The 16,710-nt window shown below is 45.0% G+C and carries 15 protein-coding genes; 7 read left to right on the top strand and 8 right to left on the bottom strand.

What is annotated here, in order from left to right:
• Nucleotides 1–131 precede the first annotated feature (131 nt).
• The 8 genes from rsmG to rpmH form a co-directional block, all read right to left on the bottom strand.
• Nucleotides 132–839, bottom strand: coding sequence for a 16S rRNA (guanine(527)-N(7))-methyltransferase RsmG (rsmG, locus tag COP04_RS02690; RefSeq protein WP_100486582.1), 708 nt, complete (start codon nucleotides 837–839; stop codon nucleotides 132–134).
• 22 nt (nucleotides 840–861) lie between these two features.
• Nucleotides 862–2,754, bottom strand: coding sequence for a tRNA uridine-5-carboxymethylaminomethyl(34) synthesis enzyme MnmG (gene mnmG, locus COP04_RS02685; RefSeq protein WP_100486581.1), 1,893 nt, complete (start codon nucleotides 2,752–2,754; stop codon nucleotides 862–864).
• A 50-nt stretch (nucleotides 2,755–2,804) separates the two neighbouring features.
• Nucleotides 2,805–4,187, bottom strand: a complete 1,383-nt coding sequence (mnmE, locus tag COP04_RS02680; protein ID WP_100486580.1) for a tRNA uridine-5-carboxymethylaminomethyl(34) synthesis GTPase MnmE — start codon at nucleotides 4,185–4,187, stop codon at nucleotides 2,805–2,807.
• Nucleotides 4,188–4,601: 414 nt separating this feature from the next.
• On the bottom strand, nucleotides 4,602–5,231 hold the full coding sequence (gene jag / locus COP04_RS02675) for an RNA-binding cell elongation regulator Jag/EloR (RefSeq protein WP_100486579.1): 630 nt from the start codon (nucleotides 5,229–5,231) through the stop codon (nucleotides 4,602–4,604).
• A complete protein-coding gene (spoIIIJ, locus tag COP04_RS02670) occupies nucleotides 5,228–6,004 on the bottom strand; it encodes a YidC family membrane integrase SpoIIIJ (RefSeq protein WP_100486578.1) in 777 nt (258 codons plus the stop codon). The genes jag and spoIIIJ overlap by 4 nt, the downstream gene beginning before the upstream one ends.
• A gap of 39 nt (nucleotides 6,005–6,043) precedes the next feature.
• The gene (gene yidD / locus COP04_RS02665) at nucleotides 6,044–6,283 is read right to left on the bottom strand and encodes a membrane protein insertion efficiency factor YidD (RefSeq protein WP_100486577.1); all 240 of its coding nucleotides are present in this window, start codon (nucleotides 6,281–6,283) and stop codon (nucleotides 6,044–6,046) included.
• Nucleotide 6,284: 1 nt separating this feature from the next.
• Nucleotides 6,285–6,638 carry a ribonuclease P protein component gene (gene rnpA / locus COP04_RS02660; protein WP_100486576.1) on the bottom strand — a complete coding sequence of 118 codons (354 nt, stop codon included), beginning with the start codon at nucleotides 6,636–6,638 and terminating at the stop codon, nucleotides 6,285–6,287.
• Between the two features lie 164 nt (nucleotides 6,639–6,802).
• The gene (gene rpmH, locus COP04_RS02655; RefSeq protein WP_010630846.1) at nucleotides 6,803–6,937 is read right to left on the bottom strand and encodes a 50S ribosomal protein L34; all 135 of its coding nucleotides are present in this window, start codon (nucleotides 6,935–6,937) and stop codon (nucleotides 6,803–6,805) included.
• Between the two features lie 681 nt (nucleotides 6,938–7,618).
• On the opposite strand from rpmH, the gene dnaA reads away from it, so the two are divergent.
• From dnaA to gyrA, 7 genes are all read left to right on the top strand, one after another.
• The gene (dnaA, locus tag COP04_RS02650) at nucleotides 7,619–9,043 is read left to right on the top strand and encodes a chromosomal replication initiator protein DnaA (RefSeq protein WP_100486575.1); all 1,425 of its coding nucleotides are present in this window, start codon (nucleotides 7,619–7,621) and stop codon (nucleotides 9,041–9,043) included.
• Nucleotides 9,044–9,356: 313 nt separating this feature from the next.
• Nucleotides 9,357–10,496 (top strand): DNA polymerase III subunit beta, encoded by a 1,140-nt coding sequence (dnaN, locus tag COP04_RS02645; RefSeq protein WP_100489490.1) that lies wholly within the window; start codon nucleotides 9,357–9,359, stop codon nucleotides 10,494–10,496.
• A 47-nt stretch (nucleotides 10,497–10,543) separates the two neighbouring features.
• Nucleotides 10,544–10,765 carry a S4 domain-containing protein YaaA gene (gene yaaA, locus COP04_RS02640; protein ID WP_100486574.1) on the top strand — a complete coding sequence of 74 codons (222 nt, stop codon included), beginning with the start codon at nucleotides 10,544–10,546 and terminating at the stop codon, nucleotides 10,763–10,765.
• A gap of 14 nt (nucleotides 10,766–10,779) precedes the next feature.
• Entirely contained in the window at nucleotides 10,780–11,904 is a 1,125-nt protein-coding gene (recF, locus tag COP04_RS02635; protein ID WP_100486573.1) for a DNA replication/repair protein RecF, read from the top strand.
• 5 nt (nucleotides 11,905–11,909) lie between these two features.
• Nucleotides 11,910–12,233 carry an extracellular matrix regulator RemB gene (gene remB / locus COP04_RS02630; RefSeq protein WP_100486572.1) on the top strand — a complete coding sequence of 108 codons (324 nt, stop codon included), beginning with the start codon at nucleotides 11,910–11,912 and terminating at the stop codon, nucleotides 12,231–12,233.
• Complete coding sequence (gyrB, locus tag COP04_RS02625) at nucleotides 12,233–14,152, top strand: DNA topoisomerase (ATP-hydrolyzing) subunit B (RefSeq protein ID WP_100486571.1); 1,920 nt, start codon at nucleotides 12,233–12,235, stop codon at nucleotides 14,150–14,152. Before remB ends, gyrB begins: the two co-directional genes overlap by 1 nt.
• Before the next feature lie 62 nt (nucleotides 14,153–14,214).
• Entirely contained in the window at nucleotides 14,215–16,668 is a 2,454-nt protein-coding gene (gyrA, locus tag COP04_RS02620; protein WP_100486570.1) for a DNA gyrase subunit A, read from the top strand.
• Nucleotides 16,669–16,710: the final 42 nt, after the last annotated feature.

The raw sequence follows: 16,710 nt of genomic DNA, 5'->3' as shown, positions 1-16,710 counted from the left end.
CCTTTGCTGTCTGACATTTATTATTTCGCTTAAAGCGTCTCAACTCCTCCAAATAGTTCTGAATGTTTCACGTGAAACATTCAGATAAACTATCAGCAGAGAAATGATTGCCAAAATCAGATAGCAACCGATCATAATGGATTCTTTGCTGGCATTCCCGGCTTTCTCGGAAAATTGTCAGGTGAAAGTTTGGTTTTATCAATGAAAACAATCGATCGCGAGCCCATACCCTCCGGCAAATCGAGATCAACCTGCCTGTCAAACGTGCCACCCAACAGTTGAATAGCATGCTCTGCCTGACTGACTTCCTGATCGGCATTGAGGCCTTTAAGTGCAATAAATGTTCCACCCTTACATACAAGTGGCAGGCAGTATTCACTGAGTACCGAAAGATTTGCTACTGCCCGGGCAGTTACAACATCAAACTGTTCCCGTACTTTCGGGTTGTGCGCAAATACCTCAGCACGCTCATGAAATAAAATTAAATGATCCAGCTTCATCACGGCTGCCAGCGATTGCAGAAAATTAAGCCGCTTCTGCAGTGAATCGACAATGGTAATCTCAATTTCAGGGAAAAGAATTTTCAGCGGTATTCCAGGAAAACCGGCCCCGGATCCCACGTCACACAATTTCAGTTTTTGATTGAAAGAATAATAAAATACCGGTGTTATCGAATCAAAAAAATGTTTAATGGCAACTTCTTTTTCTTCTGTAATCGATGTCAGGTTGATCCTGCTGTTCCATTCGACCAGCTCCTGATAATAAACATCAAACTGCTCGCTTTGGACAGCAGACAGGTGTATTCCTTTTTCTGCAAGTAACGCGTCAAGTATCTCCATGATTGCCTCCTAAAACGGATGGTTATCCTGTTTTTCTCGCCAGTTTCCCCTGTTCAAGGTAAACAAGCAAAATAGCAATATCGCTAGGATTAACACCGGAAATCCGCGAAGCCTGTCCGACGGAAATCGGCCGTACTTTGTCCAGTTTCTGACGGGCTTCTGTCGCAATTCCGTCAATCACGCTGTAATCCAAATCTTGAGGAATTTTTTTCTTCTCCATCCGCTTCATTTTCTCGACCTGCTGCAGTTGTTTATTAATGTATCCTTCATACTTCACCTGAATCTCAACCTGTTCTCCGACTTCTTCGGGTATGACACCACCATTATCCGGAAGTAAGGATGCCACATCCCGATAGCTCAATTCCGGTCTTTTGAGCAAACGATCCGCTTTCACAGGTTCATTAATCGGGGCCGCCCCCCTGCTTTCCAGTAAAGCTGCTGCTGCCTCAGATGGCCTGACTGTTGCCGCTGCAAATCTATTCCTTTCTTGTTCGATCATCTGTTTCTTTTGCAAAAACCACCTGTATCGCTTCTCAGGTATCAGTCCGATTTCATGTCCCAGCCCGGTCAGTCGAAGATCGGCATTGTCATGCCGCAGTAACAGTCTGTATTCAGCCCGTGAGGTCAATAACCTGTATGGCTCTCTTGTTCCCTTTGTTACCAGATCATCGATTAATACACCAATGTATGCCTGAGCTCGATCCAGAATCACCGGCTCCTCACCAAATGCTTTTCTGGCAGCGTTGATCCCGCCCATCAGTCCCTGGCCTGCAGCCTCTTCATATCCTGACGTGCCATTGATCTGTCCCGCAGTGAAAAGACCTTTGACTTTTTTGGTCTCCAAGGTCGGCCAGAGTTGTGTTGGCACAATGGCATCATATTCGATGGCATAACCCGGACGCATCATCTCCGCCTGTTCAAGACCGGGGATCGTTGCCAGCATTTTTCGCTGAATTTCTTCAGGCATGCTCGTAGAAAGACCGTCAACATAGACTTCTTTTGTCTCTTTTCCTTCTGGTTCAAGAAAAAGCTGATGGCGGCTTTTATCGCTGAAACGGACCACTTTCGTTTCGATGGATGGACAGTACCTCGGACCAGTGCCTACAATAGCACCCGAATAGATTGGAGAACGGCCAAGATTTTCATTAATAATTTTATGTGTCTCTTGATTCGTATAAGTTAACCAGCAAGGAATCTGATCTTTGATGAATTCCCTTGTATCATACGAAAAGGCAAGAGTTCCTTCATCTCCAGGTTGAATTTCTGTTTTCGAATAATCAATAGTCCGTCCGTTTACACGCGGAGGTGTGCCCGTTTTAAACCGAACCATATCAAAACCCAGTTCCTTCAAATGATCAGAAAGGCTTACGGATGCCTGCATATTGTTCGGTCCGCTCTCATATTGCAATTCACCGATGATAATTTTGCCCTTCAGATAGACACCGGCAGTCAGCACAACCGCCGCTGCCCGATATTCAGCACCTGTTGCTACAACCACACCTCTGCAGACACCATCCTCGACGATCAAGCGTTCAACCATTCCCTGACGAAGGGTAAGATTTTCCGTTTTCTCAATAGTCTTCTTCATCGCCCGCTGATACAATTGCTTGTCTGCCTGGGCGCGAAGTGCACGCACCGCTGGTCCTTTTCGTGTATTCAGCATTCTCATCTGGATATACGTTTTATCAATATTGTGACCCATTTCGCCGCCCAGTGCATCGATTTCACGGACAACCACACCCTTCGCAGGACCGCCGACCGATGGATTGCATGGCATAAAAGCAACGCCTTCAAGGCTGATCGTCAACATCAGCGTTTTCGCGCCCATCCTCGCAGCAGCAAGTCCAGCTTCAACTCCGGCGTGTCCGGCGCCTACGACAATTACATCATACGTGCCGGCCTGATATCCTTCCATCTTTACTTCCTCCTTGATCTATTATTTACATATGTTTCCATCTGATAAAATTATTTTCCAAGACAGAACTTTGAAAAAAGCTCATTAATCAAACTGTCTGAGACTGTATCCCCGATTATTTCACCCAGTATGTCCCATGCCCGTCTGACATCGATCTGGGCCATATCAACCGGCAGTCCCTGATCCGTAGCGGCAACTGCATCGGCGATAGCCGATTTAGCTTTTTTTAGCAAGGCAATATGCCGGGTATTGGAGACGTAGGCCGATTCATTCTGATATATGCCGTGTTCGAAAAAGAGCGATGCAATGCTCTCCTCAAGTTCTGAAACTCCCTCTTCGTTGAGCAAAGAAGTCTGGACAACCGGCCGTCCCTTTGCAAGCTTATCTACTTCATCCATTGACACAGTTAATGATAAATCTGTTTTATTCAGAACAATAATAGCCGGCGTCTTGCCAATGAGATTAAAAAGTGCTCGATCTCCATCTGTCAGATCGTCATGATAATTAATCAGAAGCAAAACCAAATCAGCTTTTTTCAGTGCGGTTCGCGAACGCTCCACGCCGATCTTCTCGACTATATCGTCCGTTTCCCGGATACCCGCTGTATCAATTAGTTTCAGCGGAATGCCATGAATATTTACATAATCCTCGATAATGTCACGTGTCGTGCCTGGAATGTCTGTAACAATGGCTTTATTTTCATGGATCAGATGGTTTAGCAGTGACGATTTCCCGACATTTGGCCGTCCAATAATTGCAGTGGACAATCCTTCACGAAGTATTTTTCCCTGCCGCGCAGTTGATAGTATCTGATCAATCCGTCTCCCGACTGCGACTGATTGATCATGAAGCATCTGGCTGGTGACAACTTCGGCGCCATCATACTCCGGGTAATCAATATTCACTTCGACCGCGGCCAGAGTATCGAGAAGCTGTCTTCTCAGTTTTCGGACAAGCTCGGAAAGACTTCCTTCCATCTGCCCCATTGCCACATCCATCGCCTGATCTGTTTTTGCCCGAATCAGATCCATAACGGCTTCCGCCTGAGAAAGATCAATTCTCCCATTCAAAAAAGCTCGTTTTGTGAACTCCCCGGGTTCTGCAAGCCGGACATTCTGATCAAGAACAAGCTCAAGCACCCTGTTCACGCTCTTCAAACCGCCATGACAATTGATTTCAACTACGTCTTCTCGCGTGAATGTTCTCGGCTTCCTCATTATGGAAACCATAGCCTCTTCAACGGCTCTTCCAGTACCAGGATCAACGATTTTTCCATAATGAATCGTATGGCTGGGAACCTCAGACAGAGACTTTTTGCCTGAAAAAAGATGCCCAACTGCTTGAATGGCTTCCGGCCCGCTCAACCGGACAATACTGATTGCTCCCTCTCCGACCGGCGTTGAAATAGCAGCAATTGTATCTTCATAGTACAATTCTATCACCCTTTCCTAATAAGTCCCATCCCTGTGCATACTCCGAAAACGAAAGTCTGTTAAAACCAACCAAGTTATGGCGCAAAATGGGTCCCAGTTGCGACAGCTAAGATGAGCCTAGCGTCAAACAGGTTGAAGGATATACTTCAGCGGGATGCGGTGACTCCGACATTGGCACTGGACATGCACGTTTGTTTTTAGCCGAAGTTCCTTTAACTTAGTCTACACTTACCTGTCTGATCGCTCACTTGTACTGTTTTCTCTAAGTTTTATACCTTCTTAAACGAAATAAAGCAAACTTGGCGAATCCTTAGTTGCACTCATGCCGTTTCTTCAGTATAAGAAAAAAGCGCGCCGCTTTGCGTGCTTTTCTAACATTATAAAATTCACCTGGCGACCGCGCTCCATTCCAGCTTATCGTTCAATATTCCTAGGAACGACTGCTACACAGCGATACGGTTCTTCTCCAAACGATCGGGTCCTTACTTGATCATTTTTCGCTAAATCGACATGGATCAATTTTCTTTCAAAAAAAGGCATCGGTTTGAAACGATATGTTTTTCCAGTCGCCACAACCTGCGCTGCAATCCGCTCAGCAAGCCGGATCAAAGCCTTTTTTCTTATTTCTCGGTAATTTTCGGCATCAACGAACAGCCTCATTCTGGAATCCGAATGCCTGGCAACGACACTGTTAGCCAAAAACTGCAGGGCGTTCAATGTCTCTCCATGTTTTCCGATTAAGTGTGCGGCATCTCTACCGGAAAAAACGCAGTGACAGAACCGTTTTGTCTTGTCTTTAACCTGAACGTGCACGGACAGTCCTAAAACATTGACAACGTCTTTCAAAAAGCTGATCCCTTCGTCGAACGCTGTTTGATTCAACTTAACTCTGACTAAGGCTTTTCTGGATCCAATACCCAGAAATCCGAACCTTGGTTTGACAAGAATTTCCGTTTTCACTTGTTCCTCAGTTGCATTTAACTCTTCGAGGGCAAAAGACACGGCTTCAGCAACCGTCTTTCCATATTTTACAACTTCCCTCACTTCTTTTTGGCACTCCCGGACACGGCCTTTTTAGGCTCATCGTGTTTTTCATAAATAATATAGGTTTGAAAAATCATGAAAATATTGCCGATGACCCAGTACAGAGCCAAAGCGGACGGAAAATACAACGCCGGAATAGCGATCATGATTGGGAATACATACATCATCATTGCCATTTGCGGATTATTATTGCCCATCCGGCCCATCATGATTTTCTGCTGCAGGAATGTAGACAATCCTGCGATTACCGGAAGAATATAAAAGGGGTCAGCATGTCCTAGCTGAAACCACAAAAATGACTGCGATTTAATCGCTTCAGTTCTCATAATAGCCTGATAAAAGGCGAATAAAATAGGCATCTGAATCAGCAGCGGCAGGCAGCCGGCAAGCGGATTGACATGATTTTCCTGAAAAAGCTTCATCTGTTCTTCCTGAAGCTTTTTCTGCGTATTTTGATCTTTAGAACTATATTTCTGCTGTAATTCTTTAATTTTCGGCTGCAGTTCCTGCATCGCCTGAGAACTTTTTACCTGCTTCGCCATAAGCGGCAACAGGACGAGACGAACAATGATCGTCGTAATGATAATAGCAATGCCGTAACTATTCCAAAAAATATGAGATACAGTCGTAATAAACCAGGATAGCGGATACACGAAATAATGACTCCAGAGCCCGGTAGACTGACTGTTAATCGGCTGATTGACATTTGAGCAACCTGCAAGCAAAACCGCAAGCGATATCAGTAATCCTGCACCCAAAAATTTTTTACGCAAAGCGTTACCTCCTCGATCGGTCCGAACGATGTTATTAAATCATACCCGTTTTGTTTTTTCTGCTGTTTTTTCCGGAACAGGATCAAACCCGCCCGGATGGAAGGGCTGACATTTAAGCAGGCGCTTAACCGTCAGCCATCCCCCTTTGATCACACCAAACCTTCCCAAGGCCTCAACCGCATATTGAGAACAGGTCGGATAAAAGCGGCAGGATGGTGGTGTCAGAGGAGAAATAAACTTCTGATATATTCTTATGGGAAAAATAAATAAATACCTCATATCAAATGTCCTTGTGTTCCGTCATCATACCTGTTTTTTTCAAGACATGGATCAGGCTGCTCTGCATTTGCTGATAGGACATCGTTCGCACTGGACGGCGAGAGATAACAATATAGTCATTGCCCGGATCCAGTTTGTCCGACAGGTTACGAAAAATTTCTTTAATAAACCGTTTAATATGATTTCGCATTACCGCATTACCCATTTTCTTACTGACCGACAGGCCAAGCCGCGAGTATGGCTGTTCTTCTTGTTTCAAAACATAAACAACGAACTGGCGGTTGGCAAATGAACTGCCCTTCTTGAAAACCACTTGAAAGTCTTTATTTTTTTTTAATCTTTTTAACGTCTTCATTTTGTCCCTCCATAATGGGACACCATTCACCAAACATTCAGCATTCAGGCACATCATTGAAAAAACGCAACAGTTAACAAGTATAGAGTAACGCCGGTGATTGGCAATAAATTTTTCACAACTGAATCCATTTTAAAAAAACCACTGCATTTGTCACAGTGGCCTTAAGCTGACAGAACTTTTCTTCCCTTACGCCGACGGTTTGCCAATACCTTGCGGCCGTTAGCAGTTGCCATCCTGGCGCGGAATCCATGCACTTTCTTTCTGCTGCGCTTATTCGGTTGATAAGTACGTTTCAATTGTTATACACCTCCCAGCAATTCGAAAAAACAAATCTTGCCGGCTAATCTCGGCCGTTCTGATTCTGATTCCGTAAATTTTCTTGTATGAAAAACCAGTCTGACTAATTATATAAATTTATAGTCAGGAAGTCAAATAGCCATGCTTCGGAGCAATAAATATCTTCTGTGGATAAAACGCAGTAGGCATTTTTAATTTTCCACCATTTATCGACAAGTTTCTAACAAATAATCAGGGTGTGCATAGTTTGGAAGTTGATAAGTTATGCACTGTGGATAACATTTGTGAATCGTTGCTTATTCTGCTTTTTTTTGATATGATCATATTGCTTTGATCCGTGAAAAAGTATCGATTTTATCCATGTTTTCCACTGGCTGTGGATAACTCTGTGGACATCCGTTCATGTTTGTGAATCATGCTATCCACAGATTATTAACTTCTGTTGATAACTTCTCGTTTCCCCGATGCGATCAGCTTTCGACTTTTTTCTTAATTGTGGATAAATAATCAATATCGAAACTGTTTATTTGCCCGCAGAAGAAAACTGTCGAAATTGTTGTGTTTGTTTTTTTTATATAGAAAAATTTGGCTGAATCAGATAAATTTCACGAATTCAGCCAAATTTCAAAAAATGATTTCTTTTATGTGTAGGCATAGAAACAAGGGAGGACAGCTAAGCATTGAATAACCTTCAGGATATGTGGAATCAGGCACTCACAATAATAAAAAAGAAGCTCAGCAAACCGAGCTTCGAAACCTGGCTGAAAGAAACGGAAGCTCAGTCGATAAATGGACAGACAGTCATTATCAGCGTTCCCAATGAGTTCTCGCGTGATTGGCTGGAAGAACATTATTCCAGACTTATTTCAGATATTCTTTTTGACATTGCCGGTGTTCGCTACAATGTGCAGTTTATCATTCCGCGAAAACAGTCGGACGGAGTGGATGGACGAGCCACACAGAAAACAAGAAAGAGTGATTCCATGAATTTTAACCCGGAATACAGCCCATCCGGCAATGCGCATTCTACTAACCAAGCATCCCCGAAACGTCTGGAAGAATTAAATAATAGTATGCTCAACTCCAAAAATACATTTGAAACTTTTGTTATCGGATCCGGAAACCGCTTTGCGCACGCGGCTTCACTGGCTGTCGCCGAGGCGCCTGCAAAAGCGTACAATCCGCTTTTTATATACGGAGGCGTCGGACTGGGAAAAACCCACCTGATGCACGCGATCGGGCACTATGTTATTGAGCATAATCCGGCTGCCCGTGTCGTTTATCTTTCCTCAGAAAAATTTACGAATGAATTTATCAATTCGATCAGGGACAATAAAACTGTTGAATTCCGCAATAAATACCGCAGCGTTGACGTCCTTCTTATTGATGATATTCAGTTTCTCGCCGGAAAAGAACAGACCCAGGAAGAGTTTTTTCATACATTCAACGCACTGCATGAAGAGTATAAGCAGATTGTCATATCCAGTGACCGGCCGCCTAAGGAAATCCCGACGCTTGAAGACCGTCTCCGTTCCCGATTCGAGTGGGGACTGATTACCGATATTACCCCGCCCGACCTTGAAACACGGATTGCTATCCTTCGAAAAAAAGCAAAAGCAGAGGGTCTGGATATTCCAAATGAGGTGATGATTTACATTGCGAACCAGATTGACACTAACATCCGTGAACTCGAAGGTGCATTGATCCGGGTGATTGCCTTCTCTTCCCTGAATAATCAGGACATAAATGTGGATCTCGCAGCTGAGGCACTTAAAGACATTATCCCGTCGTCGAAGCCTAAAACAATTACCATACAGGATATTCAAGTCGCTGTCGGCGAAGAGTATCATTTGAAACTAGAGGATTTTTCAGCAAAAAGACGTACTAAATCAATTGCTTTTCCAAGGCAGATAGCTATGTATCTTGCCCGTGAGCTAACCGATTATTCATTGCCGAAAATCGGGGAGGAATTTGGCGGCAGAGATCATACAACCGTGATACACGCCCACGAAAAAATCACAAAGCAACTTGCTTCCGACCGCAGTCTGCAGCAAAAAGTCAACGGGCTCATCGATCAGCTGAAATCACCTGTTAAAATTCAATAAAGAAAGTGGTGCTTAGCCGGTCCTTATTTCCCATTACACCGTGTTCTTAATATTTGTTAAGCCTTCTTTCAATCAAGTTTAAAATCAGGCCGCTTGATCTGTCCACAATCATGTGGACAACAAGTTAAAGCGCCGTAATTTTATGCACAGTTTATCAACATGTGCATAATCAGTTTTTTCATCGCCTGTTTTAACTTATTAACATATTCACTGCACCTATTACTATGATTATTATTTTTAAATATTATTAAATAATTATTTGGAGGCAAGAATCATGCCAGAAATGCAGGATACAAGCAGCTCATCGCTCGCAATGAAGTGCAGCGTTCAGAAGGATAAACTTGCCGAATCGGTAAATCAAGTCATGAAAGCTATTTCAACCAAAACGACCATTCCAATTCTGACCGGCATAAAATTGACCGCCGGAGCAGATGGCCTCACATTAACCGGTAGTAACTCCGATATTTCAATCAAATCTTACATTCCATCGATTGAGGATGATAAAGAGAACGTTACCGTTGATACTGCCGGCAGTATCATTCTTCCTTCACGTCTGTTTTCAGAACTGGTTCGTAAATTGCCGGATGACAATATTTTTATTGAGGTCGATACACGGTTGATTGCCAAAATAACTTCAGGCCGTTCTGAATTCACGCTTAATGGCCTTGATCCCGATGAATATCCGAATCTTCCGGTGATCAATGAGAAGGACGTTTTCAGCATCAAGAAAGATCTTTTGAAAGATGTGGTCAGACAAACGGTTTACGCCGTTTCTCTGTCAGAAACGCGGCCCGTTTTGACTGGTGTCAAGTGGACACTGCAGGGCGGAGAATTGGAATGTGTTGCAACTGACAGCCATCGCCTTGCCCAGCGGTCTGTGCCTGTCGAAAACGGAAACACCGGAGAAACGAGGGAAATGGTGATCCCGGGTACAAGCCTGAATGAGTTATCAAAAATTCTCGATGATGATGACGACAAGATGGTGGACATCGTGATGACTTCCAATCAGATTCTGTTCAAATCAAGCAACGTTCAATTTTATTCGCGTTTGCTCGATGGAAATTATCCGGATACCAGCCGCCTGATTCCAAGTGAAAGCAAAACAGAGATGACCTTGTCCACAAGGGATCTTTATCACGCGATCGAACGCGCTTCGCTTCTTGCCAAAGAAGAACGGAATAATGTCGTGAAGCTGCGCGCTGAAGGCGATGAAGTTGAAATTTCATCACAGTCACTGGAGCTTGGACGGGTTTTTGAAATGCTGCATGCGGAAAAATTTGAAGGTGATGCCCTCCGGATATCCTTTAGTGCCAAGTTTATGATGGATGCGCTTGGAAAAATAGATGCAGAAAATGTAAAAATATATTTTATTGGTCCGATGCGTCCGATTATCATCCGGCCGGTTGGTGACGATGACATTCTCATGCTGATTCTACCGATTAGGACATTCTGAAAAAGGCAGCTTCCGAACAAAGAAACTGAGAAAATAGAGGCAGAAGAATGAAAAAAATTAAAATAAAAAGTGGAGAGGATTTTATCACACTTGGCCAGCTTCTAAAAGTAGCCGGGATCATTCAGACTGGCGGCGAGGCCAAATACTTTCTGAGTAAAAATGAAGTCACTGTTAATGATCTGTCAGAATCACGGCGGGGCAAAAAATTGCGTGAAGGCGATCAAATAAAAATAACCGGGATGGGTGAATTTACGATAACCCGCTCATAAGGGGGCGTCCCGTCTTGAATCTGCAGTCAATCGAATTAACGAATTTTAGAAATTATGACCGTTTATCTCTGGATTTCTCTGATTCTGTCAATGTTTTTCTAGGAGAGAATGCTCAGGGAAAAACAAATTTGCTTGAAGCGATTTACGTTCTCGCGATCGCCAAATCACCTCGGACCTCCCATGACAAAGATTTAATCAAATGGGATGAGGATTATGGTAAAATAAAAGGTAGAGTATCAAGGCACGGCGATATCCTCCCGCTGGAGCTGATTATATCCAGAAAAGGAAAAAAGGCAAAAGCCAATCATCTTGAAAAACGGCGGCTCAGCGATTATGTAGGCCTCTGCAACGTTGTGATGTTCGCCCCCGAGGATCTGGGTCTGGTTAAGGGTGGTCCCGCCCTGCGGAGACGTTTTATCGATATGGAAATAGGACAGATAGCCCCCGTCTACATCCATGCTCTGGGCGATTACCAAAAAGTGTTGCAGCAGAGAAATGCCCTGCTCAGAGACTTTTCGCACCGAGCAGCCAGTCTTGAGCCTTTATTGGATATTTTAACGGAAAAACTGATTGGGCTTGCGGCAGAAATTGTTCACCGGAGACTAAGTTTCGTTTCCATGCTGAATAAATGGGCGGCACCGATCCATGCCGAGATCAGTCAGGGTAGAGAGCAGCTTTCTCTGGTCTATCAATCCTCTGTACGGGAGGTATCAGATGACAGTGATTCGTCAAAAATAGTAGAGGCATATAAGGCGGGTTACGGTCAGTTAAGGCGGCGGGAGATTGACAGAGGAACGACACTGATTGGACCGCACAGGGATGATCTCCAATTTTTCGTGAATGAACGGGATGTACAGTTATTTGGTTCGCAGGGCCAGCAAAGGACCGCAGCTCTTTCGGTGAAACTCGCTGAAATTGAATTGATCCGCCATGAAGTGGGTGAATATCCACTGCTTCTTTTGGACGATGTGCTGAGCGAACTGGACGATATCAGACAAACACACCTTTTGGGCGTTTTCAAACAGAAGGTACAGACTTTTGTCACGACAACATCAATTGACGGTCTGGATAAGCATTTACTCGACCGCGCGACACTTTTTCAGATTCAAAAGGGAAAAGCAGAATCAGTGAAAGGCTGAGGCCCGTGTATGTTCATCTTGGTGAAGGGATTATCGTTGATTCCGGTGAAATGATTGCCGTCCTTGACTTTGAGGCAGTGCAGAAAAGCGAAGTGAACCGGCTCCTCTTTTCTGATGCGCAAGCCAGCGGCAACTGGATCAAAGTGGGAGAACAGCCATTCAAATCTGTTATTCTTACGGAAACAAAATGGTACTTTTCGCCATTCAGTTCGGGGACGCTTAAAAAGCGGGCGGGATTGTCCCCTTCAGCTATGAATTTTTACAAGTGTCACGGGTTGGAAATACAGGGACATTACGTGTCGGATGACACCAAGTTAGGTGGGGTATGATGAGTGATCAACAAGAAGTGAAGCAGTCTTATAATGCCAGCCAGATTCAGGTGCTGGAGGGACTTGAAGCCGTCAGGAAAAGGCCGGGTATGTATATTGGAACGACAGGCGAAAAGGGTCTTCATCATCTTGTCTGGGAAATTGTCGACAATTCGATTGACGAAGCACTTGCAGGATTTTGCCACCATATTCAGGTCATCATTGAAACAGACGGCGGTATCACTGTCATGGATGATGGCCGCGGCATCCCTGTAGACATTCAGAAAAAAGTCGGCCGGCCAGCTATTGAAGTTATTATGACTGTCCTTCATGCCGGTGGCAAGTTCGGCGGTGGCGGATATAAAGTCTCTGGCGGGTTGCACGGTGTTGGCGCTTCGGTTGTTAATGCCCTGTCAACAACGACATGGGTTAAAGTTTACCGAAACGGCCATGTCTATTATCAGGAATATCATCGCGGAAAACCTGTCGAAGATCTGAAAGTGATCGGTGACGCAGATCATACGGGAACGACAACTCACTTTATTCCTGATCCGGAAATTTTCAAGGAAACAACTCATTTTGATTATGATACACTGCGTGTCCGTGTGCGGGAACTGGCTTTTCTTAATAAAAATATTCGTATCTCAATCGAAGACAGACGCGAACAGGATAAGAAAGAATCTTTTCACTATGAGGGCGGCATTCGTTCTTATGTTGAGTTTCTGAACCGCTCGAAAGAAGTGCTTCATTCGCCAATTGATTTGGAAGGCGAACAGGACGGCATTAAAGTCGAGATTGCGATGCAGTATAATGACGGTTTTGCCAGTCAGCTGTACTCCTTTGCAAATAATATTCACACGCACGAGGGCGGGACCCATGAATATGGCTTCAAGGTTGCCCTGACACGCGTCATTAATGATTACGCACGAAAAAATCAGCTGATGAAAAATACGGATCCGAATCTGTCGGGAGAAGATGTGCGTGAAGGGCTGACAGCAATTGTTTCAGTCAAGCATCCGGATCCGCAATTTGAAGGGCAGACGAAGACCAAACTGGGCAATCCGGAAGTTCGGACCATTACCGATAATCTGTTTTCCGTTTCATTTTCCAGATTTCTGTATGAAAATCCCGACATTGCACGGCTGATTGTTGAAAAAGGAACGATCGCTTCCCGGGCACGTTCAGCAGCGAAAAAAGCGCGCGAACTCACTCGGCGCAAAAGCAGCCTTGAGAGTTCCTCTTTGCCGGGCAAACTGGCTGATTGTACATCGAAGGACGCCAGCATTTCAGAGCTTTACATCGTCGAAGGAGATTCGGCCGGCGGTTCAGCGAAACAGGGACGCGACAGAATGTACCAGGCGATACTGCCGCTGCGTGGAAAGATCCTGAATGTCGAGAAAGCGCGACTGGATAAGATCCTCTCCAACGCTGAAATACGCGCAATGATTACTGCTCTTGGCACCGGTGTCGGTGATGAATTCAAATTGGAAAAAGCAAGATACCATAAGATCATCATTATGACTGATGCCGATGTGGACGGTGCACATATCCGGACGTTATTGTTAACATTTTTTTATCGTTTCATGCGCCCGCTTCTTGAAAACAGATATATCTATATTGCTCAGCCGCCTCTTTACCGTGTGCAGTACGGAAAAACGCTGCAGTACGCTTATGATGACAAGGAACTGACAAAGATTCAGAGTGAACTTCCGGCAAATGTTAAACCGGCTTTGCAGCGCTATAAGGGCCTCGGGGAAATGAATCCTGAACAGCTTTGGGAAACGACGATGGATCCGGAAAACCGTGTGGTGCTGAATGTTAACTTGGAAGATGCTATTGAAGCGGACCAGGTCTTTGAAATGCTGATGGGCGACCGTGTTGAACCGCGGAAGGACTTTATTCAGGAAAACGCCCATTACGTTCAGAATCTCGATGTTTAACAGACTGGCCCTTCCAATCGGGCATGGATTGAATGAGTTTTATTCCGTAAGGAGGAAAAAAGATGGCAGAGCAAGATGAATCAAGAATCAAACCGGTCGATATCGGGCATGAAATGCGGACCTCTTTCCTTGACTATGCGATGAGTGTCATAGTCAGCCGGGCGCTTCCCGATGTCCGCGACGGTCTGAAGCCTGTACACCGGCGTATTCTATACGCGATGAATGAGCTCGGAATCACTGCCGACAAGGCTTATAAAAAATCGGCGCGAATTGTCGGTGAAGTGATTGGTAAGTATCATCCGCACGGCGATTCCGCGGTCTATGACACAATGGTGCGTATGGCACAGGATTTCAGTTACCGCTATGAACTGGTCGACGGGCACGGCAACTTCGGTTCAGTCGACGGTGATCCGGCGGCAGCCATGCGTTATACCGAAGCAAGAATGTCAAAAATTTCAATGGAAATGGTTCGTGACATCCGTAAAGATACGATTGACTTCCATCCTAATTATGACGATTCAGAGCAGGAACCGGTTGTTCTACCATCGCGTTTCCCAAACCTGCTGGTCAACGGCGCTTCTGGCATTGCTGTCGGCATGGCTACCAATATTCCTCCGCATCAGCTGGGCGAAGTGATTGATGCCGTTCTGGCATTAAGCAAAAATCCGGATATCAGTGTAGATGAATTGATGCAGTTTATACCCGGGCCTGATTTTCCAACAGGCGGCTTGATTCTTGGCCGGGAGGGCATTAAGAGAGCCTATCGTACCGGACGTGGATCGATCATTGTCCGAGCAAAGGTGGAAATTGAAGAACAACCAAGCGGAAAGCAGAGCATCATTGTCACAGAGCTCCCTTATCAGGTGAACAAAGCAAAACTCATTGAAAGAATTGCCGAACTGGTAAAAGACAAAAAACTGGATGGTATCACCGATCTGCGCGACGAGTCGGATCGCCGGGGTATGCGCATGGTCGTTGAGGTTCGGCGGGATGCAAACGCCAATGTTTTGCTGAATAATTTATACAAGCATACCGGGCTACAGACGAGTTTCGGCATTAATATACTGGCACTGGTTGACGACCGGCCGAGGATCCTGACACTTAAAGAATGCCTTCACTATTATTTGGTGCATCAGGAATCAGTGATTCGCCGCCGCACAAGTTTTGAACTCAAAAAGGCGGAAGCAAGGGCACATATTCTCGAAGGCTTACGCATTGCACTCGATCATTTGGATGAAGTCATTACACTGATCCGCAACTCCAAAACAACGGATATTGCGCGGAGCGGGCTGATGGAAAACTTCTCACTGTCAGAGGTACAGGCCCAGGCAATTCTGGATATGCGGTTACAAAGGTTGACCGGCCTTGAACGCGAGAAAATTCAGCAGGAGTTCGAGGATTTGATCAAGCGAATTGCTGAATTGAAAGCCATACTTGCTGATGAACAGAAAGTGCTGCATATTATCCGCAAAGAGCTACGTGAAATTAAAGAAAAATACAATGACACAAGGCGTACTGAAATCACTGTCGGCGCCGATCTGATTGAAGATGAGGACCTGATTGAAAAAGAGGATATTGTGATTACGGTCTCTCATAATGGGTACGTCAAACGGATGCCTGTCAATACGTACAAAAACCAGAATCGTGGCGGACGCGGCATTCAGGGCATGGGAACCAATGAAGACGACTTTGTCGAACATCTTTTTCAGACCAATACACATCATCATGTGCTCTTTTTCACGAACAAGGGACGTGTCTTTCAGCTGAAAGGCTATGAAATTCCTGAACTGGGCAGAACGGCAAAAGGCATTCCGATCATTAACTTGATTCAGATTGAAAAAGGGGAGTATATTACGGCTTTCTTCCCGGTCGAAGCCTTTGATGAAAAACATTTTCTTGTTTTCCTGACTAAAAAAGGAATTACAAAACGATCACCACTGGTGGATTTTTCCAATATTCGCAAGGGGGGTCTGTTTGCCATCTCCATCCGTGATGAAGATGAATTGATGGCCGTCCGGCTGACTGATGGGCAACGGGATCTGATCGTTGGTACGAAGAAAGGAATGGCCATCTGTTATGATGAAAACGATGTCCGGCCGATGGGCAGAACCGCTGCCGGTGTGAAAGCCATCTCCCTGGATTCCGATGATGAAGTTGTTGGGATGGGCATTGCCGATGACAGGAACGATGTCCTGATCGTCACGGAAAACGGCTTCGGCAAGCGGACGTCCAGCAGTGAATACCGTCGTCAGACACGCGGTGGCAAAGGGCTGAAGACGTGCAATATTACTGAGAAGAACGGGAATCTTATTGCGCTGCGCACGGTTGAAGAAAAAGAAGATTTGATGATTATAACCGCAAATGGAGTAATTATCAGGATGCCGGTTTCAGGCATTTCCAGACTGGGAAGAAATACGATGGGTGTGACGCTGATCCGGGTTGATGAAGGAGACAGCGTGGCGACAGTCGCTCGGATTCAGAATAATGATGAAGAAGACATTGATGATCAGGAATGATCTTCATTTCAACCAGTCTGATTGCTTCCGGTGAATGGCGAG

Origin of the sequence: Sporolactobacillus pectinivorans, assembly GCF_002802965.1 — a bacterium.
Classification (GTDB): Bacteria; Bacillota; Bacilli; order Bacillales; family Sporolactobacillaceae; genus Sporolactobacillus; species Sporolactobacillus pectinivorans.
Note: the sequence above shows the minus strand (reverse complement) of the source record. Positions and strands in the feature narration are given on the sequence as shown.